29 protein-coding genes and 2 tRNA genes are annotated in these 26,481 nt (G+C 64.4%); 19 read left to right on the top strand and 12 right to left on the bottom strand.

All coding sequences use genetic code 11. The features are described from left to right. Nucleotides 1-42 precede the first annotated feature (42 nt). The 3 genes from GC1_RS14395 to GC1_RS14380 all read left to right on the top strand — a co-directional run bounded on the left by GC1_RS14395 (nt 43) and on the right by GC1_RS14380 (nt 3,613). The gene (locus GC1_RS14395; RefSeq protein WP_019294927.1) at nt 43-960 is read left to right on the top strand and encodes a 3-keto-5-aminohexanoate cleavage protein; all 918 of its coding nucleotides are present in this window, start codon (nt 43-45) and stop codon (nt 958-960) included. A 407-nt stretch (nt 961-1,367) separates the two neighbouring features. After that, a complete protein-coding gene (locus GC1_RS14385) occupies nt 1,368-2,843 on the top strand; it encodes a carnitine 3-dehydrogenase (RefSeq protein WP_019294929.1) in 1,476 nt (491 codons plus the stop codon). 11 nt (nt 2,844-2,854) lie between these two features. Further along, the gene (locus tag GC1_RS14380; protein WP_029204682.1) at nt 2,855-3,613 is read left to right on the top strand and encodes an SDR family oxidoreductase; all 759 of its coding nucleotides are present in this window, start codon (nt 2,855-2,857) and stop codon (nt 3,611-3,613) included. Nucleotides 3,614-3,721: 108 nt separating this feature from the next. Here GC1_RS14380 and GC1_RS14375 read toward each other — a convergent pair whose 3' ends face one another. After that, nucleotides 3,722-4,582 (bottom strand): helix-turn-helix domain-containing protein, encoded by an 861-nt coding sequence (locus tag GC1_RS14375; RefSeq protein WP_019296552.1) that lies wholly within the window; start codon nt 4,580-4,582, stop codon nt 3,722-3,724. A gap of 113 nt (nt 4,583-4,695) precedes the next feature. Between GC1_RS14375 and GC1_RS14370 the strand changes: the two genes are divergently transcribed. The 3 genes from GC1_RS14370 to GC1_RS14360 are packed head-to-tail and all read left to right on the top strand — an operon-like array spanning nt 4,696 to nt 6,729. Beyond that, nucleotides 4,696-4,902, top strand: a complete 207-nt coding sequence (locus GC1_RS14370; protein ID WP_019296553.1) for a DUF2061 domain-containing protein — start codon at nt 4,696-4,698, stop codon at nt 4,900-4,902. Then, the gene (locus GC1_RS14365) at nt 4,895-5,809 is read left to right on the top strand and encodes a fatty acid desaturase (protein WP_019296554.1); all 915 of its coding nucleotides are present in this window, start codon (nt 4,895-4,897) and stop codon (nt 5,807-5,809) included. The genes GC1_RS14370 and GC1_RS14365 overlap by 8 nt, the downstream gene beginning before the upstream one ends. 17 nt (nt 5,810-5,826) lie before the next feature. Further along, entirely contained in the window at nt 5,827-6,729 is a 903-nt protein-coding gene (locus GC1_RS14360) for an EamA family transporter (protein ID WP_019296555.1), read from the top strand. Between the two features lie 80 nt (nt 6,730-6,809). Here the strand turns inward: GC1_RS14360 and GC1_RS14355 are convergent, their stop codons facing one another. Next, nucleotides 6,810-7,541, bottom strand: coding sequence for an NUDIX hydrolase (locus tag GC1_RS14355; RefSeq protein WP_019296556.1), 732 nt, complete (start codon nt 7,539-7,541; stop codon nt 6,810-6,812). A gap of 4 nt (nt 7,542-7,545) precedes the next feature. Beyond that, a complete protein-coding gene (locus GC1_RS14350; protein ID WP_019296557.1) occupies nt 7,546-7,971 on the bottom strand; it encodes a DUF983 domain-containing protein in 426 nt (141 codons plus the stop codon). 200 nt (nt 7,972-8,171) lie between these two features. On the opposite strand from GC1_RS14350, the gene GC1_RS14345 reads away from it, so the two are divergent. The 5 genes from GC1_RS14345 to GC1_RS14325 all read left to right on the top strand — a co-directional run bounded on the left by GC1_RS14345 (nt 8,172) and on the right by GC1_RS14325 (nt 10,919). Continuing rightward, complete coding sequence (locus GC1_RS14345) at nt 8,172-8,642, top strand: EF-hand domain-containing protein (protein ID WP_019296558.1); 471 nt, start codon at nt 8,172-8,174, stop codon at nt 8,640-8,642. Between the two features lie 67 nt (nt 8,643-8,709). Continuing rightward, on the top strand, nt 8,710-9,291 hold the full coding sequence (locus GC1_RS14340; RefSeq protein WP_019296559.1) for an RNA polymerase sigma factor: 582 nt from the start codon (nt 8,710-8,712) through the stop codon (nt 9,289-9,291). Beyond that, nucleotides 9,284-9,649, top strand: a complete 366-nt coding sequence (locus GC1_RS14335) for a hypothetical protein (protein ID WP_019296560.1) — start codon at nt 9,284-9,286, stop codon at nt 9,647-9,649. The genes GC1_RS14340 and GC1_RS14335 overlap by 8 nt, the downstream gene beginning before the upstream one ends. Then, on the top strand, nt 9,646-10,137 hold the full coding sequence (locus tag GC1_RS14330; protein WP_019296561.1) for a periplasmic heavy metal sensor: 492 nt from the start codon (nt 9,646-9,648) through the stop codon (nt 10,135-10,137). Before GC1_RS14335 ends, GC1_RS14330 begins: the two co-directional genes overlap by 4 nt. A 263-nt stretch (nt 10,138-10,400) precedes the next feature. Further along, nucleotides 10,401-10,919, top strand: a complete 519-nt coding sequence (locus GC1_RS14325) for a GAF domain-containing protein (protein WP_019296562.1) — start codon at nt 10,401-10,403, stop codon at nt 10,917-10,919. On the opposite strand, the gene GC1_RS14320 is transcribed toward GC1_RS14325, so the two are convergent. After that, a complete protein-coding gene (locus GC1_RS14320) occupies nt 10,880-12,274 on the bottom strand; it encodes a diguanylate cyclase (protein ID WP_029204846.1) in 1,395 nt (464 codons plus the stop codon). The genes GC1_RS14325 and GC1_RS14320 overlap by 40 nt on opposite strands. Nucleotides 12,275-12,389: 115 nt before the next feature. Here GC1_RS14320 and GC1_RS14315 point away from each other — a divergent pair, with 115 nt between their 5' ends. The 5 genes from GC1_RS14315 (at nt 12,390) to GC1_RS14295 (ending at nt 17,260) form a co-directional block, all read left to right on the top strand. Continuing rightward, a complete protein-coding gene (locus GC1_RS14315) occupies nt 12,390-12,674 on the top strand; it encodes a DUF3572 domain-containing protein (protein ID WP_019296564.1) in 285 nt (94 codons plus the stop codon). Nucleotides 12,675-12,731: 57 nt separating this feature from the next. Further along, a complete protein-coding gene (locus tag GC1_RS14310; RefSeq protein WP_019296565.1) occupies nt 12,732-13,421 on the top strand; it encodes an HAD family hydrolase in 690 nt (229 codons plus the stop codon). A 246-nt stretch (nt 13,422-13,667) separates the two neighbouring features. After that, nucleotides 13,668-15,227 (top strand): trimethylamine methyltransferase family protein, encoded by a 1,560-nt coding sequence (locus GC1_RS14305; protein WP_019296566.1) that lies wholly within the window; start codon nt 13,668-13,670, stop codon nt 15,225-15,227. A 396-nt stretch (nt 15,228-15,623) separates the two neighbouring features. Then, nucleotides 15,624-16,211, top strand: a complete 588-nt coding sequence (locus GC1_RS14300) for a heme NO-binding domain-containing protein (protein WP_019296567.1) — start codon at nt 15,624-15,626, stop codon at nt 16,209-16,211. Further along, nucleotides 16,208-17,260: a GGDEF domain-containing protein gene (locus GC1_RS14295; RefSeq protein ID WP_019296568.1), complete on the top strand. Its 1,053-nt coding sequence runs from the start codon at nt 16,208-16,210 to the stop codon at nt 17,258-17,260. Before GC1_RS14300 ends, GC1_RS14295 begins: the two co-directional genes overlap by 4 nt. 135 nt (nt 17,261-17,395) lie before the next feature. Here GC1_RS14295 and GC1_RS14290 read toward each other — a convergent pair. From GC1_RS14290 to GC1_RS14265, 6 genes are all read right to left on the bottom strand, one after another. Next, a tRNA-Glu gene (locus GC1_RS14290) sits at nt 17,396-17,470 on the bottom strand. Between the two features lie 170 nt (nt 17,471-17,640). Then, nucleotides 17,641-17,715 (bottom strand) — tRNA-Glu (locus GC1_RS14285). Nucleotides 17,716-17,819: 104 nt separating this feature from the next. Next, on the bottom strand, nt 17,820-19,559 hold the full coding sequence (gene recJ, locus GC1_RS14280; RefSeq protein ID WP_019294759.1) for a single-stranded-DNA-specific exonuclease RecJ: 1,740 nt from the start codon (nt 19,557-19,559) through the stop codon (nt 17,820-17,822). Between the two features lie 112 nt (nt 19,560-19,671). Next, a complete protein-coding gene (gene glpX / locus GC1_RS14275) occupies nt 19,672-20,658 on the bottom strand; it encodes a class II fructose-bisphosphatase (protein ID WP_019294758.1) in 987 nt (328 codons plus the stop codon). Nucleotides 20,659-20,814: 156 nt separating this feature from the next. Continuing rightward, nucleotides 20,815-22,101, bottom strand: a complete 1,287-nt coding sequence (locus tag GC1_RS14270) for a homoserine dehydrogenase (RefSeq protein WP_019294757.1) — start codon at nt 22,099-22,101, stop codon at nt 20,815-20,817. 115 nt (nt 22,102-22,216) lie between these two features. Then, on the bottom strand, nt 22,217-22,471 hold the full coding sequence (locus GC1_RS14265) for a hypothetical protein (RefSeq protein ID WP_019294756.1): 255 nt from the start codon (nt 22,469-22,471) through the stop codon (nt 22,217-22,219). Between the two features lie 167 nt (nt 22,472-22,638). Between GC1_RS14265 and GC1_RS14260 the strand changes: the two genes are divergently transcribed. Together GC1_RS14260 and GC1_RS14255 are read left to right on the top strand one after the other, a co-directional pair. After that, nucleotides 22,639-23,226, top strand: a complete 588-nt coding sequence (locus tag GC1_RS14260; protein WP_019294755.1) for a TetR/AcrR family transcriptional regulator — start codon at nt 22,639-22,641, stop codon at nt 23,224-23,226. Next, nucleotides 23,223-23,702: a GNAT family N-acetyltransferase gene (locus GC1_RS14255; RefSeq protein ID WP_019294754.1), complete on the top strand. Its 480-nt coding sequence runs from the start codon at nt 23,223-23,225 to the stop codon at nt 23,700-23,702. The genes GC1_RS14260 and GC1_RS14255 overlap by 4 nt, the downstream gene beginning before the upstream one ends. 7 nt (nt 23,703-23,709) lie before the next feature. Here the strand turns inward: GC1_RS14255 and GC1_RS14250 are convergent, their stop codons facing one another. Continuing rightward, nucleotides 23,710-24,012: an antibiotic biosynthesis monooxygenase family protein gene (locus tag GC1_RS14250; RefSeq protein WP_029204658.1), complete on the bottom strand. Its 303-nt coding sequence runs from the start codon at nt 24,010-24,012 to the stop codon at nt 23,710-23,712. Nucleotides 24,013-24,139: 127 nt separating this feature from the next. Further along, nucleotides 24,140-25,051 (bottom strand): pirin family protein, encoded by a 912-nt coding sequence (locus tag GC1_RS14245; RefSeq protein ID WP_019294752.1) that lies wholly within the window; start codon nt 25,049-25,051, stop codon nt 24,140-24,142. Between the two features lie 216 nt (nt 25,052-25,267). Between GC1_RS14245 and GC1_RS14240 the strand changes: the two genes are divergently transcribed. Continuing rightward, nucleotides 25,268-26,455: an adenylate/guanylate cyclase domain-containing protein gene (locus GC1_RS14240; protein ID WP_019294751.1), complete on the top strand. Its 1,188-nt coding sequence runs from the start codon at nt 25,268-25,270 to the stop codon at nt 26,453-26,455. Nucleotides 26,456-26,481 lie beyond the last annotated feature (26 nt).

Raw genomic sequence — 26,481 nt, 5'->3', positions numbered from 1 at the left:
ATAACCCGTGGCAAAACCCTGTACATCGAAGGGAAAAGCGAAATGCCTCTGGAAATGAACCGCGAAGTCTTCATCACCTGTGCCGTGACCGGCTCCGGCGGCACCCAGGACCGCAGCCCGCATGTGCCGCGCTCGCCCAAGCAAATTGCCGACAGCGCCATCGCCGCGGCCAAGGCTGGCGCCGCCGTTGTGCACTGCCATGTGCGCGATCCGGAGACCGGGGTGCCGTCGCGCCGGCTGGATCTCTACCGCGAAGTGACGGACCGGATCCGCGATGCCGAAGTGGATGTGGTGCTGAACCTGACCGCGGGCATGGGCGGTGACATGGTGTTTGGCGATACCGAAAACCCGCTGCCGCTGAAAGACGCCGGCACCGACATGGTCGGGGCAACGGAGCGCGTGGCCCATGTGGCGGAATGCCTGCCGGAGATCTGCACGCTGGACTGCGGCACCATGAACTTTGCCGAGGCTGATTACGTCATGACCAACACCCCCGGCATGCTGCGGGCGATGGGCCAGATGATGACAGACCTAGGGGTGAAGCCGGAGATCGAGGCCTTTGACACAGGCCACCTGTGGTTTGCCAAGCAGCTGGTAAAAGAGGGGATTCTGGAGCCGAACGCGCTGGTGCAACTGTGCATGGGTGTTCCGTGGGGCGCGCCGGATGATCTGAATACTTTCATGGCGATGGTCAACAACGTGCCCTCCGATTGGACATTCTCGGCCTTTGCGCTGGGCCGCAACCAGATGGCCTATGCCTCGGCCTCGGTGCTGGCGGGCGGCAATGTGCGGGTCGGGCTGGAGGACAACCTGTGGCTCGACAAGGGGGTGCTGGCGGAAAACTGGCAGCTGGTTGAGCGGGCGAATACCATTGTGTCGAACATGGGCGCGCGGGTGATCGGGCCGCAGGAGGTGCGCGAGAAGCTGGGGCTGACCAAGCGCGCGCCGGTGGCGAAGTAAGCGGATTTTCGAGGGGGTGCCACGCGTGCACCCCCCGTACACCCCCTGTGCACCGGTTAGGCACCAATACGGCGATGCGTCTCCTCCCGATTAGTCTCTCCTTCTGTTTGGTGCTTCAGGCCTGTTTGCCTGAGGCGGAGCCTGCGGGGCCGGTGCGGGATGTGCGCGAGGAAAAGATGTGCGAGGAGCAAGGCGGGAGCTACCTGTTGCAGCATCCGCATGTTTCCTACGAATGCATCCTGTCGTTTGCCGATGCGGGAAGATCCTGCACAAAGGCTTCGGACTGCCGCGGGCAATGCATGGCTGAGACCAAAACGTGTTCGGCGCGGAATCAGCTGTTTGGAATTTGGCAAGAACTGGATGACCAAGGGAACGTCATCACGGTTGAAGGATACTAGGGTACTCAGATGACAAAGACAGCAGCAATCATCGGCGGCGGGGTTATCGGCGGCGGCTGGGCCGCGCGGTTCCTTTTGAACGGCTGGAACGTGCGGGTGTTTGACCCGGACCCGGAAGCGGAGCGCAAGATCGGCGAAGTGCTGGGGAATGCCCGCCGGAGCTTGCCCGGTCTGGGCAATGTGGCGCTGCCTGCGGAGGGCAGCCTGACCTTCCATGAAACCATCGCGGAGGCCGTTGAGGGTGCCGAGTGGGTGCAGGAGAGCGTGCCGGAGCGGCTGGACCTGAAACAGAAGGTCTATGCTGAGCTGCAGGCGCATTGCGCGCCGGATGCGGTGATCGGCTCGTCCACCTCCGGCTTCAAGCCCTCGCAGCTGCAGGACGGGCGCGAGAACCCCGGCCAGATCGTGGTCGCGCATCCGTTCAACCCGGTCTACTTGCTGCCCTTGGCAGAGCTGGTCACGACAGAGGCGAACCCGGCGGGCGTTATCGACCGGGCCAAGGAGATCATCACTGCCATCGGCATGTATCCCCTGCACCTCAAGAAAGAGATCGACGCCCATGTGGCAGACCGTTTCCTGGAGGCGGTCTGGCGCGAGGCGCTGTGGCTGGTCAAGGACGGCATCGCCACCACCGAAGAGATCGACAACGCGATCCGCTATGGCTTTGGCATCCGCTGGGCGCAGATGGGCCTGTTCGAGACCTACCGGGTGGCCGGCGGCGAGGCGGGCATGAAGCACTTCATGGCGCAGTTCGGCCCCTGTCTCAGCTGGCCCTGGACCAAGCTTATGGATGTGCCGGAATTCACAGATCAGCTGGTCGACTTGATTGCAGGCCAGTCGGATGAGCAGTCCGGCCAGTATTCGATCCGCGAGCTGGAGCGGCACCGGGACGACAACCTGGTGGGCATGATGCGGGCGCTGGGCAACAACAACTGGGGCGCCGGTGCGCTGCAGAACGCCCATGACCTGAACCGCGAGGGTGAGGCCGGGCTGGTGCGCGCGATGGACGGTCTGGACGATCTGAGCCAGCCGGTGCTGACCCAGAGCCGCGTGGTGCCGCTGGATTGGACCGATTACAACGGCCATATGACCGAGAGCCGCTATCTGGACGCGTTCGCGCAATCCACCGACCGGCTGATGATGATCATCGGCTGCGATGCGGAGTATATCGCCAACGGCGGCAGCTACTTCACCGCTGAAACTCATATCCGCCATATCGACGAAGTGCGCGCGGGCGATCCGATCCAGGTGCGGACCCGGGTGATCATGGGCGCGGGCAAGAAGATGCACCTGTGGCATGAAATGTATTCGGGCGAGCGGCTGCTGGCGACAGGGGAGCATATGCTGCTGCATGTGGACCTTGCGACCCGCCGCTCCGCCCCGCCTGCGCCGCATATCGAGGCCAATCTGGTGAAGCTGGCAGAGGCCCATGCGGCGCTGCCGGCGCCTGAGGGGCTGGGTCGTGCCATCGGGGCGCCGCGGTGAGCGCTGAAGGGATGCGCCGGGTTCTGATCACCGCCGGCGGGTCTGGAATTGGCCGGGCCATGGCTGAGAGCTTTGCCGGCGCCGGGTTTCAGGTCTGGGTCACGGATGTCAGCGCTGTTGCGCTGGCAGACGTTCCGGAGGGCTGGCGGACAACGGCTGTGGATGCCACCGATGAGGCGGGTGTCAGGGAGCTGTTTGCGGAGATCGCTGGCGTTTGGGGCGGGCTCGATGTGCTCTGTGCCAATGCAGGCATCGCCGGGCCGACCGCGCTGATCGAGGACATTGCGCTGGAGGACTGGCGCAAATGCGTGAGCGTCAACCTGGAGGGCTGCTTTCTGGCCGCCAAATACGCAGCACCTTTGATGAAGGCCGCCAAGGCGGGATCGATCATCGTGACTTCCTCGACTGCCGGGCAGTACGGCTATCCGAACCGGGCGCCTTATTGTTCCGCCAAATGGGCGGTCATCGGCCTGATGAAGACGCTGGCGATGGAGCTTGGGCCGTTTGGCATCCGCGCCAATGTGATCTGCCCCGGCGCGGTGGAAGGCCCGCGGATGGAAGGCGTGCTGGAACGCGAGGCCGCGGCCAAAGGCATGACCCGGGATGAGGTCTATGCGGGCTATGCGTCCGGCACGTCGATGGGGCGGTTTGTCGATGCCAGCGACATTGCCAATATGGCGGTGTTCCTCGGCTCGGACGCGGCGCGGCTGGTTTCGGGGCAGGTGATTGCCGTCGACGGCCACACGGAGAACCCGGATCCGAAGGTGTAAGCAGGGCTGAACGGGCGGGTCACGTTTCCCGGCGCGGGAAACGTCCCGGAAAACACGTGTTTTCCGAGCCGGAATTCGCGCCGAATTCCGGCGGCCCTGCTGCTATTTTCAGGAAATCGCCGCCCTGAGCGCGCGCAGCCGTCCGGGCAATTGCCGTGCGGTGATATCGGCCTCGCGCACCAGGTTGTCGAAATGGCTGGTGAAGGTGGCGATCCTCTCCTTGTCGCGGAAGGCGAGATAATGGGTGCCGGCGTAAAAAACGCACAGGAGCGGCCCGAAGATCGTGATCGGTGAAGAGTAAAGCCGCTTGGCATCAAACAGGTAGATGCGCAGGCGGGGGTAGAGCTGCTCGCAGAGGCGTTCGAACTGGTCCAGCTGCTCCAGCCGGATCTCCAGTGGCAGGCCCTCGTAGTAGCCGACGGCGTGGGCAAAGCTGTCGAGCTCATAAAGCGGCAGGGCGATTTCATAATCTGACGGCGACTGGCGCATCCAGGTGAGGCGGTCCTCGGAGGCGCCGATGGCCTGGCCTGCGGTGCGGCCCAGGTGCGGGGCGTATTCCCATTCCAGCAGCGCCCGGGTTTTCAGCATGTCGGGGAGCGCGGCGGGGACGTGGCGGATCTTGTAGCCTTCGGCCTCCTGGTGCCAGTCGAAGATCTTTTCATCGACCAGCGCGCGCGGGGCCTCGGAGAGGGTGAGGCTGGAGGCCAGCAGCTCGGCGGCGCTTTCAGGGCGGTCCGAGAGGCTGAGCAGCCAGTCGGCGGAGACCCCAAGCGCGCCGGCGCAGGCGCCGACCACATGGGCGTTCGGCAGCCGCGCGCCCTCATCCGTCAGCAGCTGCGAGATGGTGGAGCGGTCCACCCCGACAGCGCGGGCCAGGGCGCTTTGGCTGAGGCCGCTGTCGCGCAGGGCCTTGTTCAATCTTTGCCGGAACTGCTCAGCCCGCACCCGTTTGTCGATATTTTCTATCATGTGTTTTGAAATATCACGAGTGGTGGATTTTGTTAACTGCATTCGGAATTCTGCACAGTCTGCGGCTGCGGTAGTTTGGAAACAAGACCTTAGCAAGAATTTCAGGAGGCAAGATGGAAACGCGCAGGCGCTCCATTGTCAAAGCAGTGATCTGGAACGTCCTCGGGCTGGCGACGATGACGCTGGTGGGGCTGGTTGCCACCGGCTCGGTCAAGGCGGGCGGGATGATGGCGCTGGTCAACACCGGCATCGGGTTCACGGTCTATCTTTTCTATGAGCGCGCCTGGGCCAAGATCAGCTGGGGGCGCAGCCATGTCTGAGCGGTGCAGCGAATACATGCCGCGGGGCGTGGAATGGGGCACCCTGGCGCTGATCCTTGCCTGCCATGGCGGCTGGCTGGCGGCGCTGTGGCTGCTGCCGCAGGTGAGCCTGGGGCTGACGGTACTGGCGCTGGGGGTGATGGCAGCGCTGCATTCCTCGCTGACCCATGAGGCGCTGCACGGGCATCCGTTCCGCAGCCGCTGGCTGAACGAGGCGCTGATGTTCTTTCCGCTGAGCCTGGCAATTCCTTACGGCCGGTTCCGCGACACCCATCTGGCGCATCATGAGGATGAAGCGCTGACGGATCCCTATGATGATCCGGAGAGCAATTTCCAGGATCCGGGCGTCTGGGCCCGGCTGCCGGGCTGGCGCAAGGCGCTGTTGCGGGTGAACAACACGCTGCTGGGCCGGGTGGTGCTGGGGCCGCTGATCGGGCAACTCTGTTTCATGGCGGGCGACTGGCGGCTGATGCGCAAGGGGCAGCCGGGGATTGCCCGCGACTGGGCGCTGCATGGCCTCGGTCTGGCAGTGGTGGTCTGGGTCGTGGTGCAGTCGCCTGCGCCGCTGTGGGCGGCGGTGGCCGGTGCCTATCTGGGGCTGGCGCTGCTGAAGATCCGCACCTTCCTGGAGCACCGTGCGCATGAGACTGCCCGCGGCCGCACCGTGGTGATCGAGGACAAGGGGCCGCTGGCCCTGCTGTTCCTGAACAACAACCTGCACATCGTGCACCACATGCACCCGGGCGTGCCCTGGCATGCGCTGCCGCGGCTCTACCAGGCGCGCCGGGCGGAGTTCCTGGCGGCCAATGACGGGTACATTTACCGCAACTACCTGCAGATTTTCCGCAACTACCTGCTGCGGGCCAAGGACCCGGTGCCGCATCCGCTCTGGCAGCAGGGGGAATAACGGCGCATAAGCGGGGCATGTTTGCCTGGATCCCCGTTTCCATAGCCGCCGCCAGCTTTCAGACCGTGCGCTTCATGCTGCAGAAGGTCCTGAGCAGCGTGACGCTGTCGCCGGGCGGAGCCACCTTCGCCCGGTTTGTCTATTCAGCACCGTTCATCCTGGCCGGGCTGGCCGCCTATCTGATGGTGTCGGGGCGGAGCCTGCCGGAACTGGGCGCGAAATTCTGGATGTTTGCCGCAATCGGCGGCACCGCACAGATCCTGGCCACCGTCTGCGTGGTGGCCTTGTTCAAGCAGCGCAATTTCGCAGTTGGCATCACCTTCAAGAAGACCGAAGTGATCCAGACCGCCATCGTCGGGCTGGCAGTGCTGGGCGATCCTGTCAGCCTTGGCGGCTGGGCGGCGATCCTGATCGGCCTGACGGCGGTGCTGGTGCTGTCCAAGACGCCGGACACGGCTGGCCCCTGGTGGCGGCACCTAACCAACCGCGCCTCGCAGCTGGGGCTGGGGTCGGGTGTGCTGTTTGCATTTTCCGCGGTCAGCTACCGCGGGGCGTCGCTGCAGCTGGGTGAACTGGAGCCGATGTTCCGCGCGGGCGTGACGCTGGCCGCAGTGGTCAGCCTGCAGACGCTGTTCATGCTTGTCTGGCTGGGACTGCGCGAAAAGGGTGAGATCGCCCGGGTTTGGCAGGCGCGCAAAGTGGCGGTCTGGGTCGGGCTGACCAGCATGGGTGGATCGTTCTGCTGGTTCTGGGCCTTTACGCTGCAAAACGCCGCCTATGTGAAGGCAGTGGGGCAGGTGGAGCTGCTCTTGTCGCTGCTGGCCTCTGTGCTGTTCTTCAAGGAAAATGTCACAGGCCGCGAACTGGCGGGCATGGGGCTTTTGGTGGTGTCTATCCTGGTGCTGGTTCTGGCCCTTTGAGGCGCAAGGCAGCCGGAATTATGCGATAATTCCGGCTCGGAAAACACGTGTTTTCCGGGACGTTTCCAGCCTGGGAAACGTTACCCGTCTGCGGGCATCGGGTAGCCCTTGAGGCGCAGGAAGAGGCTGGCCTCGTCGTTGTTGTGGAAATAGGGCACGCTTTGCGGCGGCTCCGCGTCGCGGACGCGGGCAGTAACTTCGGCCAGCACCACCTCAGTGATGAACGGCAGGTCAAACTCCCGCACCTGGCTGAGCGGGATCCATTGCAGGTGCGACAGCTCATCCGCCGCGCGGGAGAAATCGTCCAAGTCGCCGGTGATCTGGTCCGCATCGACCAGGAAGAAACGCGCGTCAAAGCGGCGCGGGCGGCCCGGCGGGGTCAGGGCGCGGAACACAAACTGCATATCCTTGGCAGAGGGGATATGGCCGGTAGCCGCAAACTCCTGCCAGTCTTCGGGGATGTCGCCCTGCCAGTCGCCTTTCTCACCCAGGATCAGACCGGTTTCCTCCCACAGCTCCCGCACTGCGGCGACGGCGAGGGCGTGGTGCACGTCCGCGGGTGCCTTGTCTGCCAAACGGTCTTGGCAGACCAGGGAGATCGGCGAGGCCAGCGGGACATCCGCGTCCGCCATATCCACCGCGCCGCCGGGGAAGACAAATTTGTTCGGCATGAAAGCAGCCTTGGCACCGCGCTGGCCCATCAGCACCTGCGGGTCATCGGACAACCGGCCGCGCATGGCGATCACCGTTGCCGCGTTGCGGATTGCGGTCTTGTCGGTAGTGGTCTCGCCGCTGAGATATGTCTCGCTCATGGTGTTACTGCCCTTGTTCTGCCGGTGCTGCCGGGGTGTCCTTGCCAAAGCCATGCATCCGCCGCGCCCATTGGTAGGCGATGACGATCCCCTTCATCCGCGGCAGAAGATAGAGGGAAGAGGCGAGGCAGCCAATCGAGAATACCGCGAACATCACCAATGGCTCCGGCCGCCAGGAGAAATAGACCACATGCATCATGGGCGCCATGATGTGGCCGACGATCAGGATGGTGAGGTAGGCCGGCCCGTCATCGGCACGGGCATGGGTCAGGTCGAGGCCGCAGTTGCTGCAGGTCTCGTTCACCTTGAGATAGGAATGCAGCAGCTTGCCCTTGCCGCACTCCGGGCAGCGGCAGCGCCAGCCCTTGGCCAGGGCGGGCATGGTGGGGCGTTCGTCTTCCGAGGCCGGGACAGCGGGGGACTGGGTCATGGTTTTATCCTGTGTGCTGCAGGTATCTTTGCGCGCTTCAGGTGGGGGCGAAAGGGGAAACGCCAATTTCTGCGCCGGTTTGCCGCAACAGGAGGGCGGCTGAAAGTTTTTCCGGAAATCTGCGACGGAAGCGCGAACCTCGCGCGTTTTTCCTGTGCATCGGGCAGCAAGAGGCTGCCGCTGAACAAAGGAAAGACGATATGAAACACGTCAAGTTCATCGCCCTGATCGTGGCCGCAGCAGGCATGACGGCAGGCAGCGCGGCATTGGCCAAGGGGTTCGGGCATCATGGGCCGAAGATGTCCTTTGAGGAGATCGACACCGATGGCAGCGGCGAAGTGACCAAGGCGGAGATCCAGGCGATGAAGGATGCGCATTTCGCCAAGGCAGACGCCAATGGCGACGGCAAGCTGTCGCTGGAGGAAATGCAGGCGCGGGCGCAGGAGCGGGCTGGTGAACGGGCCGCGCAGATGCTGGAACGCTTTGACAAAGACGGCGATGGCGCGTTGAGTAAGGACGAGATGCCGCAGCCGCGCCGGGCAGGAAGAATGTTCGACCGGATGGATGCCGATGGCAGCGGCGGCATCTCCAAGGAAGAGTTTGAGGAGGCCCGGGCCCGGCACGGCGGCAAGCGCTGGCATGGCCAGGGGGATGAAGCGGAGCAGAACTGATCGCTGACGCGTGCTGCAACAGGCGGACATACCACGGCGCCGGGCCCCTGATGCGGGTCCGGCAGCCATGAGCGTCACGGCGGGGGAGGTCTCCGACGATGCGCTTCTGGTGCTTTATGCCAATGGCGACAGCCGGGCAGCGGCAGAGCTGACTGCGCGGCTGGGACCGCGGGTCTTTGGCGTGGCGATGCGGGTGATGGGGATCCGCGCCGAGGCCGAGGACGTGACCCAGGAGGCGATGCTGCGCCTGTGGAAGATGGCGCCGGACTGGCGGCCGGGGGAGGCGCAGGTGTCGACTTGGCTCTACCGGGTGGCGATGAACCTGTGCATCGACCGCAAGCGGCGCGCCCGCGGCGGGTATGTGGATCTGGATGCGGTGCCGGAGCCGCCGGATCCGGGCCGCTCAGCCGCGGAACAGCTGCAGGAGGGCGCACGTCACGATGCGCTGCAGGCGGCGCTGATGCAATTGCCGGAGCGGCAGCGGCAGGCGGTGGTGCTGCGCCACCTGGAAGAGCTTTCGAACCCGGAGATTGCCGGGATCATGGACATCAGCACCGAGGCGGTCGAAAGTCTGACGGCCCGGGGCAAACGGGCGCTGGCCGCGGCCTTGGCCGGGCGGCGCGAAGAGTTGGGGTATAGCGATGGCTGACACGGATAAATCATTGCAGGAGCTGGAGGACCTGTTTGCTGCTGCACGCAGTGCGCCGCCGGCACTGCCGGATCATCTGAGCACAGCCATCCTGGCGGATGCGGCGCGGGTGCAGCCGGGTTTCCAGCCTGCGGAGCCGCCGCGGCAGCCGCTGTGGCGGCAATTGACGGAGGCGCTGGGCGGCTGGCCGACTTTGGGCGGGCTGGCAGCGGCCAGCGCGGCGGGGCTGTGGATCGGTGTTGCGCCGCCCTCCTTTGTGCCGGACCCGGCGGCCTTGGCGGGGTATGAGGACAACAGCACTGCGTTTGCGGACGGGAGTTATGACATGGCGCTGATGCTGAGCGAGGATCTGCAATGACTGCGGAGGGAAAGCCCAAGATGAAGCTGTGGCTGAAACTGCTGCTGGCGGGATCGCTGGCGCTGAACCTGGCGGTGATCGGCATCGCGGCCGGAGCGGCCTGGCGGTTCAGCGGCAAGGACAGGCACTGGCAGCGGCCGCCGTCGGTGGGGGCAATGATTTTCCGCGAGCTGGACCACGACACGCGCAAGGCGCTGCGGCAGGAAGCCGGCGGAGGCCACGGCAGCTTTTTGCAGCGCCGCCAAGCGGAGGGGGCGGCGGTGATTGCAGCACTGCGCAGCGAGGCCTTTGACGGCGCGGCCTTGCTGGCCCTGTTGCGGGCGCAGGCTGAGACGCGCCATGCGTTTCACACCAAGGTGCAAGAGGCCTGGGTGCGCAAACTGGAAGAGATGGCGCCGCAGGAGCGGATGGATTTCGCGGACCGCATGGAAGAGCGGATGCAGCGCCGCGGCAAGGGCAAGCGGCACGGCTGGCGCGAGGGGGAATAGGCAGGCAGGGCTTGCCTGTAGCACCTGTGGCGGCGGCGGGTTTCCGCCGCTGGCCGGTTCATGCATTTCCCAGGAGAAATGGGTTGCAACGGACGGCTGGTGCCTTGGCCAATGCTGGCAGCAGTGAGGGCTTCCATAAAAGTTGCGTGAAATTCCGGGCTGTGTTTCACTTCGGGACGGCCGCTGGCGTAACGGCTCCCTCTCGGGAGATTTGCCTTAGAAGACCGGCGCTAGGCGGCTGATTGGCAAGAGGAGCAGTCAGAATGAAGGATCTTGCAGGGACCGCGGCGGCGGTGCAGTCGATCACGGACCGCCAGGATTTGGAGCCGCGTGAAAAAATCAGGCAATTGCTGGCATACGGGAACGAACTTTTCAGTACCTCGTCGGCGCTGGTAAGCAATGTCCAAGGCAGCAAGTACGTTATCGTTTACTGCGTCTCTGAGGAGGCGGAAGTTGATCCCGGCACCGCTTTCGAGCTGGATGACACCTATTGCATCCACACTTTGCAGTCTGACGGGCCACTGGCGTTTCACAAGGCAAGCGAGTCAGAGATTGCGGGGCACCCCTGCTACAATATGTTCCGCTTGGAAACTTACATCGGAGCGCCGATCCGTTTCGGCGGTTCGGCCTGGGGGACCTTGAATTTCACTGCCGTTGAAGCGCGGGAGCCGTTTCAGGGCGCTGATCTGGACACGATGGCAGCACTGAGCGCGGCGGTCGGCAGGGAACTGGTTGCCGCCGGTCAGGCGGCCTCAGTGCATTCCGGCGTCAGGGTCACCTGATTGCGGCCGGCGTTCTTGGCATCATAGAGGGCCTGGTCAGCCTTTTCGACCAGCGCAGCGGTGCTGCTGACATGGCCGGCGCCGCCCATGACCGCACCGATGCTGATGGTGACCTTGACCGGTTCGGCAGCGCCAGGCACCTGGAACGGGGTGCTGTTGATCGCGTTGCACAGGGCAATGGCCGCCAGGCCTGCTTCTGCCTCGGTGGCGCCGGGCAGGACAGCCATGAACTCCTCGCCGCCAACGCGGGCCAGGAGGTCCGAGGGCCGGAGCACGGCCTGCATACGGCGGGCGGCCTCAACCAGCACGGCGTCCCCGGCCGGGTGGCCGTAAACATCGTTGATGCGCTTGAAATGATCGAGATCGGCCAGCATGACGGCGAATTTTTCGCCGGTTTCAGAGGCGGAATGCGCCACACGGTCCAGGAAAGGCTTGGCGTAGCGGCGGTTATAGAGACCGGTCATCGGATCCAGAACCGCGGCGCGCAGGCCGTTGCGGACGCTGTCGCGCAGCCGGTCCTTGCGGATCTTGTGCTGCAGCTGGGCGGTGAGGCGCAGCTCCAGTTCTTCCACATCGAAACCGGTCTGCAGAACGTCATGGGCACCGCGGTCCAGCGCCTCTGCGGCAATCATGGGATCCGCCGGGTTGGGCACCGCGATCACCACAGATTTGCGGGTGGCGGCGCGGGCGCGCAGATCGGCCAGCAGGCGCAGGCCGGGACCGGCCGAGGCCTCGTTCAGCTCAATGATGATGGCATCCGCCGCCGGCGCCTGCATCAGCCCCTGGATGTCGCTGATCGCATGGGTGCGCAGGGCGTAGGGCAGGCGCCCGGCCAGGCGGTCGTGCCAGGCCTTTGCGGTGCGCGGATCGTCGGCCACCAGGGCGACGGTTGCATTGCGCAGGTCCTCGGCGCAGGTGCGGTCGCAGAGCGGCAGGATGAACCCGTGCGAGGCGTCGCGCTGAAGGTTCAATTCCTCATTGGCGCTGCGGGCGCGCAGCAGGCTGCGGATACGGGCCTGCAGGATCACGTCGTCCACTGGCTGCTGCAGAACGTCATCAATGCCTGCGGCCAGCGCCTGCAGCCGGGCCTGATGGCCCTCCCAGTCGGAAACCGCGATCACAGGCAGGTCGGCCAGCGCCTCATCCGCTGCCAGAGCCTGTTTGACATCGGCGGCGGTGCCATCGGGCAGCGACATGGCGGTCAGCACCAGATCGGGGCGGCATTGCCGCGCGGTCTGCAGCACCTCCGCCACGCTGCCGGCCTGGACGGCATCGTAGTAGGCTGCCGCCAGCTGCACCTTCAGCATGATGCGGTTGGTGGAGACGCCGTCGATGACCAGGATAGTGCCTTGCACGCGGTATCCTTTCGCCCCTTGCAAATCCTATGACTTCCAATTTTGCTGAGACTGGTTAAGAAACCCTTTCGGATTTTTACTAAATTGGCCGCAAAACGGCAGGAGTGTGGAGAACATGCGGATTTCCGCTGACGGAGCAGAGACCCTGGCGCTGAAGGCTTTGGCCTGGCTGGCTGGAAATGATGAGCTTTTACCGGTGTTTCTGGGTGCGACTGGCGCCAGTGAGGCGGATTTGCGGGCGCAGGCGGCGGAACCGGCGTTTCTGGGCTCGGTGCTCGATTTCTTAACGATGGATGATGCCTGGGTGATGCAGTTCTGCGATTCCGAGGGGCTGGCCTATGAGCTGCCGATGCAGGCGCGGATGTCGCTTCCGGGCGGGGAACAGGTGAACTGGACTTGAGAATGGCGCGGGGCGTCCCTAGGGTCCGGCTGGACCCTGAATAAAAGGACCTGCCACATGACGGTTGATGCTTTCCTGTTCGACAAGGACGGAACCCTGTTTGACTTTGCCGCCACCTGGGATGGCTGGGCGGCCGGGGTGCTGGAGACCCTCTCCAGAGGCGACCTTGCGGTAAAGCAGGCGATGGCCGCGGTCATCAGCTATGATCTGGAGCGCGAGGCGTTCAATCCGGACAGCCTGGTGATTGCCGGGTCAAATGACGAAGTGGCGGAAGTGCTGGCGCCATTCGTGCCGGATATGGAGGTTGAGGAGCTTGCGGTTTTCCTGGCGCAGAGCGCGGCAAAGGCAGAGCTGGCGCCTGCGGTGCCGCTGGCGGCGTTTCTTGACGGGCTGCTGGCGCGCGGCAAGGTGCTGGGGGTGATGACCAATGACGCCGAGGTCTCTGCCAAGAGCCAGCTGCAGCGGGCCGGGGTGCTGGACCGGTTTGCCTTTGTTGCGGGTTGCGACAGCGGCCATGGCGCCAAACCCGACCCGGATCCGCTGCTGGCGTTCTGCAAGGCGGCGGGGGTGTCTCCGGACCGGACTGCCATGGTTGGCGACAGCCGTCACGACATGGAGGCAGGCGCCGCGGCCGGGATGCAGCGGATTGCAGTTCTGACCGGCATGGCGCTCCGCGAGGAGCTGCTGCCGCATGCGGATATCGTGCTGCCGGACATTGGCCATATCCCCGGCTGGCTGGATCGCTGAGCCTCCCGTTTTCCGCGGCTGATTCCCGCGGACACCCAGCTGCATGAGAGGTTGCCGGTGCACTGGCCTTGTGCGCCGGCTTTTCTTTGTGTCAGACTGGGCACATGTGTACAGAAATGGCCTGCCACGGCGGATAATAGAGGGAAAACGACAGCCGGGGTCGGGAACGGACAGGTTCAGGCGGCTGGGACTGGCACAGTTGGCGGCTAGCAGCACGTTGCAAAATCGGATTCAGGGGAGGCCGGAATGGCAGAGACAGGCGCACGCAAGCGGAGAGGCGGGGGCAGGGCTGGCGCAGCGGCCCGGCGCGGCAGTGAAGTCCTGGAGCAGATGCCCTGGAATCCGCCCAGAAACATCGACCGCCCGACCGAACCCTTGAGCGAGGAGGGCATTCAGGCGATCCACGAAGGCGCCATGCGGATCCTGGAAGAGATCGGCGTGGTGTTCCTGAACCCCGAAGCGCTGGAGATCTTCAAGCAGGCCGGGGTCAAGGTCGAGGGCGAACTGGTCAAAATGGACCGCGATTTCGTGATGGAAATGGTGGGTAAGGCGCCGCGCGAATTCTCGATCACCCCGCGCAACCCGGACCGCACCATTCCGCTCGGCGGCAACCACATCCTGTTCGGCAACGTGTCCTCGCCGCCGAATTATTGGGACATGGAGCTGAACAAGAAGGTGGCGGGCAACCGGGAGCAATGCCGGAACCTGTTGAAGCTGACGCAGTATTTCAACTGCATCCACTTTGCCGGCGGTTACCCGGTGGAGCCGGTGGACATCCATGCCTCGGTCCGCCATCTGGACGTGCTCTATGACAAGCTGACGCTCACCGACAAGGCGATGCACGCCTACTCCCTGGGCAAGGAGCGGGTCGAGGATGTGATGGAGATGGTACGGATTGCCGGCGGCCTCAGCCATGAGGAGTTCGAGGCCAAGCCGCATATGTATACCAACATCAACTCCACCTCGCCCTTGAAGCATGACTTCCCGATGATCGACGGCTGCCTGCGGCTGGCGCGGCGCGGGCAGGCGATTGTGGTGTCGCCCTTCACACTGGCCGGTGCAATGGCGCCGGTGACCATGGCGGGCGCGGTGGCACAGTCGATTGCCGAGAGCCTCTGTGCAATTGCGCTGTTCCAGTATGTACGCCCCGGTACGCCCTGCGTGATCGGTACCTTTACCTCGAACGTGGATATGAAGTCGGGAGCGCCGGCCTTTGGCACGCCGGAATACATGCGTTCGACACAGATGACCGGGCAGATGGCACGGTTCTACGGGCTGCCGATGCGCTCCTCCGGGGTTTGCGCGGCCAACGTGCCGGACGGGCAGGCGGTCTGGGAGACCTCGAACTCGCTGTGGGCGGCGGTGCAGTCGGGCACCAACATGGTTTATCACGCGGCCGGCTGGCTGGAGGGCGGGCTGATCGCTAGCCCCGAGAAGTTCATCATGGACTGCGAGATCCTGCAGCAGATCGAACGCTACATGCAGCCGCAGATCTCGGCCACCGGACCGGAGGAGATCGCGCTGGATGCGATCAAGGAGGTCGGCAATGACGGCCATTTCTTTGGCATCCAGCATACCCAGGACCGCTATGCCACGGCGTTCTATCAGCCGTTCCTGAGCGACTGGCGCAACTATGAGGCCTGGGAGCAGGCTGGCGCCACCTGGACCGCGGAGCGTGCGCACAAGATGTTCAAGAAGATCATCGGCAGTTTCGAAGAACCGCCGATGGATGCGGGCATTCGCGATGAGTTGGCAGATTTCGTAGCCCGCCGGAAAGCTGAGGGCGGGGCGCCTACCGATTTCTGATTAACGGAAAAACATGAACAGCGGAGCGGAGCCTCTGCTGTTCGTGCCCGCAGGCCGCCAAAGGGAAACCGCCGGACCGGCGCAGCGGCGTATGCTGCGGGTGGGTCTCTGCGGGGCGGCCCATGCAGCTGGGCAACCAGAACCCTCCTTACAGCTGCAAGCGCGTTGATGCGAACCTGGCCGGTCCGTGCCAGAAGTGATTGGCCAGCGGGCCGGTTGGCATATAATGACCGGGCGGTATGCAATTGTGTTGGCTGACGCTGAGGGTGCAGGTTTCGTGCTAGGGGAAGAAAAAGCGGGAATAATGCGCGCTATTTACCCGGCGCGCGTGCTTTGTTGGGCCTTTATTAACCAGCTGGCGTCAAGACTGTGCCATGGGCAAAGAGGGGCCACTGCATGCACGGTCTGATCAACAGGGCGATTCAGGCTTTTGTGACGAGTACCTACGGGGCTGACCGCTGGGAAGAGGTCATGGAAGAGGCCGGACTCGGTTTTACCGAGTTCGAGGCAATGCTGTATTATACCGAAGAGCAATCGGGCCAGATGCTGGCCGCGATGGAGAGAGTCCTGGCCCGCCCGCTGCCGGAAATGCTGGAGGACATGGGCACTTTTCTGGTGTCCAATCCGCAGGTAGAGGCGTTGCGCCGGCTGCTGCGCTTTGGCGGTGTGAACTATGTTGAATTTCTGCATTCCCTGGATGATCTGCCGGACCGCGCGCGGCTTGCGGTATCGGATCTGCACCTTCCCGGGCTTGAATTGCTGGAACAGGCACCCGACCAGTTCGAACTTGTCTGCCAGCCAGGGCTGCCCGGCTATGCACATGTTCTGATGGGGGTTCTGCGGGCCATGGCGGACGATTACGGCGATCTGGTGTTTCTGGACCACAGCGGGACACTTGGCGGTTCGGAAGTGATTTCAATCACCCTGGTGGAAACCAAATTTGCTGCCGGCCGTGAATTTGACCTGGGGGCGCATTCATTATGATGACACTCCAGCAGCTGACCGGAATGGCAGATGTCGTCTGCCCCATGTTTGTGATTGTCGACAACAAGGGCCGGATCGTTTCGGCGGGTCCGACGCTGAAGAAGCTGCGCCCCAATCTGAAATGGGAGGGGCGCCGGTTTTTCCGCATCTTTGATCTTTCACGGCCGCGCTCGGTGCGTTCGGTGGAGGATCTGGTGGCCTCTGCCGGCAGCAAGCTTCACCTGCAGTTCCGTGACACGCCGCAGACCGGACTCAAAGGTGTGAGCACGCCGCTGCCCGACGGGCAGGGGGCGTTTGTAAATCTGTCATTCGGCATTTCCGTGCTGGAGGCAGTGCGTGACTACGATCTGACCAGCGCCGACTTTTCCCCGACCGATCTGACGATCGAAATGCTGTACCTTGTGGAAGCGAAATCTGCCGCGATGGAAGCCTCCCGTCAGCTGAACCTGCGTCTGCAGGGGGCCAAGATCGCCGCGGAAGAACAGGCCTTTACCGATACGCTGACGGGCCTGAAGAACCGCCGGGCGATGGATCATGTGCTGGCGCGGCTGATCAGCAGCGGCCGGGAATTTGCGCTGATGCACCTGGATCTGGATTTCTTCAAGCAGGTCAATGACACGCTGGGCCATGCGGCAGGTGATGCGGTGCTGCAGCAGGCGGCCCGGCTGATGGTGGAATGCACCCGCCAGTCGGACACGGTTGCCCGTGTCGGCGGCGATGAATTCGTGATGATCCTTGAGGGGGTTCTGGACACGGGCAGGCTGGCAGCGATTGCAAAACGCCTGATCCAGCGGCTGGAAGAACCGATTCCCTTCGGCGGCCAGACCTGCCGGATTTCTGCCAGCGCCGGCACCACTCTGTCGACCTGGCAGAAAGTGCCGGATGCCCAGGAACTGCTGAACCAGGCGGACTTGGCGCTTTATGCGGCCAAACGCGCCGGACGGGCCCAGCATTGCTTCTACCGGGAAGGGATGGAGAAGGCGGGCGGAGCCTGTGATGGGGGGGCTGCGTCTTCCCATCCGGCAGCGGCGCAAGGCCCGGCCACCTGACAAATGCCTGCCGCACCGGCAGGCATTCACTTCCGGGGAAATTTCTTCCGCGAGCCGGCTGGCGCCTGCAGGCAAGCACGTGCTGCTGCGCGGTATCTTGCGCAAGTCCGCTTGGAGTTCGTTTTTCAGGAGAAGTGGCAGCCCGTAGGGGAATCGAACCCCTCTTTCCAGGTTGAAAACCTGGCGTCCTAACCGATAGACGAACGGGCCACGCTGTCTGTGAGGCGCTGTTTACTGATTGCGCCGTGCGGGCGCAAGAGGGATTTTTGCAGAAATCCAAAGTTTTTCTGCGATGGGCCGGTGACCATTAATCAGCTGATATTGAACGAAAAACCATCGCCAGTGCAGCGTGTTTCCGATATCTGCGATGCTGAGAAAAGTGGCAGCCCGTAGGGGAATCGAACCCCTCTTTCCAGGTTGAAAACCTGGCGTCCTAACCGATAGACGAACGGGCCACTCTGTGCGTGAGCGGGTATTTAGTTGTAAGCGCCGGAACCCGCAAGAGAAAAAATACGCCTTTGTGAAATTTCTTATCCACAGGGGGCAAGTCTTTGAAAAGTCAGGCTTCGGCGGCGTCTTCCAGGCGTAGCTGCGCACTTTGGCGGCCGCCCCAGGTGTTGATTTCCAGCCGGCCGGCAAAATGGAAGCGCGCGCCGCCATGCTCCAGCAGCCGCGGTCCCAGTGCGGTATCGAAGGCGCCAAAGCAGATTGCGTCGACACCGCCGCCCATGCCGTCGCTGAGGGAGAGTTTCAGGTGGCTTTCGCCTACCTTCTTGGCGAACCGCACCTGCAGGTCCGGCAGTGCATAACGCGGGGCAGGGGCACCGGCGCCAAAGGGGCCAGCCTGTTCGATCTGCTCGATCAGATCCACCTTGGCAGCCCCCGGCATCAGGGCGCCGTCCAGTTTCAGATCTGCGGGGCCGCCCTCTCCTGCGCCCTGTTTTGCAAGGAGTTCGGAGAGCCGCGCCATGGCCGGTTCCAGCTTGTCGCGCATCACGGTGAGGCCCGCGGCCATCTTGTGGCCGCCGCCCTTGACCAGCAGGCCCTCGGCGGCCAGCCGCTGGATCGAGGCACCGAGGTCGACGCCGGAGACCGAGCGGCCGGAGCCTTTGCCCTCTTCGCCGTCAAAGCCGATCACAACGGCGGGACGGTTCGCGGCTTCCTTGAGGCGGGAGGCGACAATGCCAACCACGCCCGGGTGCCAGCCCTCGCCCGCAGCCCAGACCAGCGGGGCGTCCAGGCCGCGTTCCTCTGCCTGCTCCAGCGCGGCAGCGCGCACCGCGTTTTCGATGTCGCGGCGCTCTGTGTTCAGCTCATCCAGCCGTTCCGCCAGCGCAGCCGCCTCATGCGGGTTGTCCGTCGACAACAGGCGTGCGCCAAGATCGGCCTTGCCGATGCGGCCGCCGGCATTGACCCGCGGTCCCAGCAGAAAGCCGAGGTGATAGGTGGAGGGAGCCGAATCCATGCGGGAGACATCAGAGAGCGCCACCAGCCCCGGGCGGTTGCGGGCGCCCATCACCTTGAGCCCCTGGCGCACCAGCGCCCGGTTGGCGCCGATCAGCGGCGCCACATCGGCCACGGTGGCAAGTGCCACCAAATCCAGTAGCGCCATCAGGTCCGGACCCTTGGCGCCGGATTCGCGCAGTTGGCGGCCGGCTTCGACCAGCATCAGGAACACCACGCCCGCGGCACAGAAATAGCCCAGGTCGCCGCTTTCGTCCTGCCGGTTCGGGTTCACCACCGCCACGCAGTCCGGCAGCGTCTCGCCGCCCAGGTGGTGGTCCAGCACGATCACATCGGCGCCTTTGGCGGCGGCAATCGGCTCGTGGCTCAGCGTGCCGCAGTCGACGCAGATGATCAGGTCATGGGCAGCGGACAATTCCTGCATCGCCGGCACGTTGGGGCCATAGCCCTCGTCGATGCGGTCGGGGATATAGAGTGTTGCCTGCAAGCCCATTTGCCGCAGCCAGACCAGAAGCAGTGCGGCAGAGCTGCCGCCATCGACGTCATAGTCGGCAAAGACCGCAATCCGCTGCTTGCGCCGCACCGCTTCCAGGAACCGGGCAGCGGCGGCTTCCGTGTCCTTCATCTCGCGCGGGTCGGGCAGCAGTTCCTTCAGCTTCGGTTCAAGAAACCCCTTGGCCTCCATCGCGGGCACGCCGCGCCGGGCCAGCACCTGGCAGACAGAGCGGGGCAGGCCGGTCTGCTGCGCCATCATCTCGGACGCGCGGTCCACTTCGACCCCGGGACCAACCCAGCGGCGGCCGGTCAGGGACTGCTCAACACCCAAAAAGCTCATGCGTCTGCCCTCATATGCAAAGGCCGGACCCAAAACGGACCCGGCCCTTCTTCTGCTCTGAATATCCCCGCCGGAGGCAGCGGCGCAAGCCGCTTCGAGGCCAGGGGCCAGTTTACTGCTGGTGCGGTTCCAGCGGTGTGCGGTAGGACATGCGGCGTACGGAACCGGTTTTCGAACGCATCAGCAGGGTGGTGGTCTCGACCCAGCCCGGGGTGCGCTTGATCGACGGCAGCAACGAGCCGCCGGTGACGCCGGTGGCGGCAAAGATCACGTCCTGGGTGACCATCTCGTCACGGGAATAGATGCGGTCCAGATCGGTGATGCCGGCCTTGGCGGCGCGGGACTTCTCGTCATCGTTGCGGAACAGCAGACGGCCGAAGATCTGGCCGCCCATGCATTTCAGCGCCGCGGCTGCCAGCACGCCCTCAGGCGCGCCGCCCTGGCCCATATACATGTCGATGCCGGTCACATCGCTGTCGGCGCAATGCATGACGCCGGCCACGTCGCCGTCGGTGATCAGGCGGATGGCGGCGCCGGTTTCACGCACTTCGGCAATCATCGCCTCGTGGCGCGGGCGCTCCAGGATGCAGACGGTGATGTCGGAGGGCGCGCAGCCCTTGGCCTTGGCCAGCGCTTCGACACGCTCGCGCGGGGACATGTCGAGCGAGACCACGTTTTCGGGGTAGCCCGGACCAACCGCCAGCTTGTCCATGTAGGTGTCCGGCGCGTGCAGCATGGAGCCGCGCGGGCCCATGGCAATCACGGTCAGCGCATTCGGCATGTCCTTGGCGGTCAGGGTGGTGCCTTCCAGCGGGTCCAGCGCGATGTCAACGCCGGGGCCGTTGCCGGTGCCGACTTCCTCGCCGATATACAGCATCGGCGCCTCGTCACGCTCGCCTTCGCCGATCACCACCACGCCGGCGATATCGAGCAGGTTCAGCTGCTCGCGCATGGCGTTGACGGCGGCCTGGTCGGCGGCCTTCTCGTCGCCGCGGCCGATCAGCGAGGCAGAGGCCAGCGCAGCCTGCTCGGCAACGCGGGCGAGGCCCAGCGACAGCATGCGGTCATGAAAGGGCGCGTCAGAGGTGTTCGATGTCATACCGGAAATCCTGTCTCAACGGAAAAGATGTGAATGGGCGTTCCAAGCCGAATAGCGCGGGGCGGGGCAGGCTCGCAAGGGGCGATAGGGGCTGCGGCGGCAGGAAATCCCTGCCGCGGCGCCTAAATCAGCTCAATTTTGCCCCTTTGGCGCGGATCAGACCTCTTCGATGCGCAGGGCGACGGGGGTGCCGTCGACCACGTCGGTGGCAGAGAGGCCCTCAAGCGCGGTGTCCAGGGTGGCGCGGGTGCATTTGTGCGTCACGAACAGCACGGGCGCCACCGGCGCCTTATGGCTGTACTGGCGCATCCGGTCGATTGACACGCCGGCCTCGCCCAGAATGGCCGCGACCTTGGCGAGCGCGCCGGGTTTGTCCAGCAGCCCCATGCGCAGGTAGAACGGCGCAGGCAGGCCGGTTTGGGCGGCAGGCACGTCCTGCAGGGTGCTGGCAGGCTGGCCGAAGGTGGCAATGCGCAACCCGCGGGCGAGGTCGAGGATGTCGCCCATCACGGCACTTGCAGTGGGGCCTTCGCCGGCGCCGGGGCCGCGCAGCACGACCTGCTCAATCGAGTCGCCTTCGATCACCACCATGTTGGTGCCGCCTTCCAGCTGGCCCAGCGGCGAGTCGGCCGGCACCAGGCAGGGCGACATGCGCTGTTCCAGCCCGCGGGGCGAGCGCTGTGCCACGCCCAGGAGCTTGATGCGGTAGCCCATGTCGGCGGCGTCGCGGATATCTTCCAGCTGGATGCGCTGGATGCCTTCCAGTTCCACTTTTTCAAAGGCCGGTTTGGTGCCGAAGGCGATGGACGCCAGCAGCGCCAGCTTGTGGCCCGCGTCGATGCCGCCAACGTCCAGGTTCGGGTCGGCTTCCAGATAGCCCAGGCGGCCGCATTCCTCGAACAGGGCGTTGTAGCCCTGGCCAGTGGCCTCCATCTGGGTCAGGATGTAGTTACAGGTGCCGTTCATCACCCCCATGACGCGGGTGATTTCATTGCCGGCCAGGCCTTCGGTCAGGGACTTGATCACCGGGATGCCGCCGGCCACGGCAGCCTCAAAGCGGATCACCCTGCCTGCGGCCTCCGCCTGTTCCGCCAGTTCCTGGCCGTGGATGGCCAGCAGCGCCTTGTTGGCGGTGACCACGTCCTTGCCTGCGGCCAGCGCGGCCTCAGTTGCGGCCTTGGCGGCACCGTTATGGCCGCCCATCAGCTCGACGAACACATCGACATCATCGCGCACGGCCAGCGCCACCGGATCGTTTTCCCAAGCATAGTCCTTGAGCGAAACACCGCGGTTCTTGTTCGGATTGCGCGCTGAGACTGCGGAGATCACAACCTGGCGTCCGGTCCGCGCCTCCAGCATCGCCGCGTGGCGGCGGATGATTTTCACCACGCCGATGCCGACGGTGCCCAAGCCTGCAATCCCAAGGCGAAGCGGTTCTGTCATGGCTGCGGGTCCTTTGTCCGAAACTTGTCCGCCCCGCCTTAGCGGGTTCGGCGCAAGCGTGCAACGCCGCTGCGGAACAAGGCTGAAGGATGCGGGCAGGAATGCCGCGGAGCGGTCAGAGTTCGGCGTTTTTGACGGCTTCGGCGCGGCGTTTCAGGCGGTCGCTGCGAGCATCCAGTTCGTCCTGGAGCTCCTCGCTGGCCTGCTGCGGCGGGTCCAGCGGTTCCAGCGCGTCATCGAGCGGCAGCAGGCGGGGATAATCCGCGCCGCGCAGGTCCGGTGTCAGCCGGTCCTCCAGCTCAGGCACGCGGGTGCAGGCGGCGGCTGCCGTCAACGCCAGAAAAAGTGCGATCCGTGTCCACAGCTGCATTGCCCAAACCTCATGCTTTGCCAGACCGGTTCTAAGGGCTGCGGCGGGGTGGCACAATTGATTTCCCGCAGCTGTTACGTGATGATCCTGCTGCAGGGTCTTGGCGGGGAAGCGAAAGGGCGGCATTCGCCCTTTTTTCTGAACAACTGTTCAGTTATTGTCGTGCCATGGCACGCACCCAAGGTTCCCATTCCGACATCACCGGCCCCCGCATCCGCGAGGCGGCTTTGCGGCTGTTTGCGCAGCATGGCTATGCCGCGGTTTCGATGCGCCAGATCGCCAAGGAGGTCGGCGTGCAGGCGGGGGCCTTATATAACTACACGCCGGACAAGCAGAGCCTGCTGTTCAACCTTATGGCGGGCCATATGGCAGATTTGCAGGCGGCATGGGACGCGGTGCCGCAGGCGGGCAGCGCGCTGGAGCGGCTGCGCGCCTTCACCGGCTTTCACATCCGCTTTCACTTGGAGCGCCCGGATGCGGTGTTCATCGCCTATATGGAGCTGCGCAACCTGACGGAGGAGAACTTCACCGTCATCGAATCGCTGCGCCGTGACTATGAAAACGGTGTGGAGGGGATCCTGAAGCAAGGGGTGGAGCAGGGGGTGTTCACCATTCCCGACACCAAGATCGCGACGCTGGCGGTGATTGCGATGCTGAACGGGGTCAACACCTGGTACCGCTCCGAGGGTCGGTTGTCGCTGGATGAGGTGGAGCGGGTCTATTGGGGCATGGTGCAGAAGGCGGTCAGCACATGAGCCTGCTGGATTTGAAGACACGCCGCCTGCGGGCAGGGGCGTGGCAAGACCTGACCGCAGCAGAGCTGGAAGGTCTGTTTGCCCCCAAGGTGGTGCAATGGCTGCCGGCCGGTTTCCAGGCACAAGGCGGCGATCAGAGCCGCCGCGATTTCCTGGCCGCGGTGTCGCAGCAGGCAGAGGTGGTTGCCATTCGCACTGTGTCAGGTGAGGGAGTCGGGCTGATCATCTTATCCTTGACCGAAGACAGCAGCAGTACAAGGAACCTAGGCTACCTCTTTGCCGAAGCCGTTTGGGGGCAAGGGCTGGCGAGCGAGCTGATTGCAGGCCTGCAAGCGCATTTTCGCGGCAGCGGCGTCACCTTGTCGGGTGGGGTCATGCAGGAAAACGCGGCCTCGGCCCGGGTGCTGCAGAAAGCCGGTTTCACGCCGGCACCTGCGGGTGAAGAAACCGTCTACAGCTGGTATTCCGGGGCCTGACGGCCGGTCAGCTCAGCAGCCCGATCATGTCGTAGTGGTCAATCTGGCGGCTGAGCACCATCGGGTCCTCTTCGGGCAGCACATGCGGCTGTTCCCAGTCCTCACCCGCAAAGGCCTGCAGCGCCTCGACGCTTTCCCAAACCATCACCACGCAGAATGTAGCGGGGGATTCGGGCCGCGGCAGCCCTGCGGTGACCGACACAAGACCAGGCTGGCGCCGCACATGCGGCACAGCCGTATCGGTCAGAAAGGCCTTGAAGTCCTGGATCTTGTCGTCGCGGACGGTGGCACGGAACACCCGGATAATCATCACTCCCCCCATCGGTCTTTGGACGGGGGGAGTATAGCACATCAGGAGATCGTTTGGCGTGCCGATGCGCTCAGTGCGCGGGCATGTTGCGCCGTGCACAGGGAAAAGTGGGCACCGGTTTTCCCGTTCAGTGCGCGGGCTTGATGAATGTGCCGTTGCGCAGGTCACGGAAGGCCTGGTGCAGTTCGGCCTGGGTGTTCATCACGATCGGTCCGTGCCAGGCCACCGGCTCATTGATCGGCGCGCCGGAGATCAGCAGGAAGCGCACGCCTTCGGGGCCTGCCTGCACGGTGATTTCATCGCCGGTGCCGAAACGGATCAGGGTGCGGTCGCCGGACAGGTCGCGAATGTTGACCTCCTGGCCTGCGACTTCCTTCTCCAGCAGCACGCCCTGGGGTGCGGAGGCATCTGCAAAGGCAGCTTCACCTTCGAAGACATAGGCAAAGGCCCGGCGGTAGGTGTCGATCGGGAGGGTCTTTTTCACGCCTGCCGGGATGAAGACGTCCAGATACTGCGGGTCGGCGGCGATTCCATCGACCAGCCCGCGCTTGCCCCAGAAGTCGCCGGCAATCACTTTCACCCGGGTGCCGTCATCGTCGGTGATCTCGGGGATTTCAGTGCCCTTGATGTCCTGGTAGCGCGGCGCGGTCATCTTCTGGCTGGCGGGCAGGTTGCCCCACAGCTGGAAGCCGTGCATCTGGCCCTTGGCATTGCCCGCGGGCATCTCCTGATGCAGGATGCCCGAGCCTGCGGTCATCCATTGCACGTCGCCGGCGCCCAGGGTGCCCTCGTTGCCCAGAGAGTCGCCGTGATCCACCGTGCCTGCCAGCACATAGGTGATGGTCTCGATGCCGCGGTGCGGATGCCAGGGGAAGCCGCGCAGATAGTCCTCCGGGTTTTCATTGCGGAAATCGTCAAACAGCAGAAACGGGTCCAGTTCCGACGGGTCCTGAAAGCCGAAGGCGCGGTGCAGTTTGACGCCCGCGCCCTCGGTATGGGGCTGGGCGGCGCGGGTTTCGAGAATGGGTCTGAGGGACATTTCAATGCCTCCTGTGAACGGTGTGTGCCGCTAAGATAGGGTGTGTGCAGCCCTGCGGAAACGGGCCGCAACTCACGCGCTTTGTGCGCAGGTGAACAGAGCGGTCAGCAGCCCGCAGGGCTGCCCGGCCCAACGGGACGCAGGTGCCGCAGGCGCCAAGGACGGGCGGGAGCTTCCCTGTTGCCGGGTGCCGGGCCGGCAAGATAGCCTTGCGGCATGACAGATGCCACGGATCTCATTCTGGGCCTGCGGCCGGAACGGCGCGACGCTGCGCTGCGCCTGATCAATTACATGCTGGGCGAGGGACGGTCTGCTGCGGACCCCGATCAGGTGCTGGCACAGATGTGCAGCCTGATCCGTGCCGCAGGCCTTCCGCTGCAGCGGGCGGCCTCCATCGTCCAGCTGCTGCATGCCGAGGCGGTGGCAAGCGCGCGGTTCTGGGAGCATGGCAAAGGCACCCGCAGCGAGCTGTTTCCCTTTAATGAGGACAGCGGCGATGGCTATGCGCGCTCCCCTGCCGCAGACGTGCATAGAACCGGGGAGTGGGTTGTGCTCTGGCTGCCGGACACACCGGACGAAAGGTACGGGATCGTTCCGGATCTGAAGGCGGAGGGGTATACCCATTACATCATGGCGCCGGTGTTCATGGCGATTGGCACTGCCGGCATTTTCAGCTTTGCGACCCAATCCCTTCAGGGGTTTTCGGAGGATGACCTGCTGTTCCTGCGCGCTGTGTTTCCGGCGCTGGCAGCTTGCCAGGAAGTCCTGGCCACTGCCCGCGCCATGCAGGAGGTGCTGCGGATTTACGTCGGCGAGGAGCCGCAGCGGCGGATCTTGTCCGGCGATGTGCACCGGGGCGAGGTGATGCGGATTCGCTCTGCCATCCTGTTTGCCGACATGCGCCGGTTCACGGAACTGACTGCAAGCATGAGCGCCGAGGAAGCCACCGGGCTGCTCAATGCCTATTACGACTGCATCGTGCCGCCGGTGGAGGCGGCGGGCGGAGAGGTGCTGAAATTGATCGGCGATGGCATCCTGGCGGTGTTTCGCGCCGGGGAGGACGGGGCGCAGACCTGTATTCAGGCGCTTGCCGCCGCCCGGGAAGGCCTTGCGCGGGTCGCCGCCCGTTCTGACCCGCCGCAGTTCGAGGTTGGCGCCGCACTGCACTTCGGCGAGGTGGCATTTGGCAACGTGGGATCGGGGATGCGGCTGGATTACACAGTGATCGGCCGCGACGTGAACCTGGCTGCGCGGGTGGCTGAGCTGTGCGGAGCAAAGGATGAGCGTTTGCTGGTGTCGTCCGAGTTCCGGGAGCGGGCGGGACTTGAGGGGCGGTCGCTGGGAGAACAGCGGCTGAAGGGGCTGCAGGCACCGGAGGAGGTGTTTGCGGTTGCGCTGGAGTGAGCGCGGTCTGGGAGTTCGTCAAAGGG

It is taken from the genome of Leisingera sp. ANG1, from assembly GCF_000203975.2.
In the GTDB taxonomy this organism is placed as follows: Bacteria; Pseudomonadota; Alphaproteobacteria; order Rhodobacterales; family Rhodobacteraceae; genus Leisingera.
The sequence above is the reverse complement of the archived record's forward strand: the minus strand, read 5'-3'. Positions and strand labels throughout refer to the sequence as shown.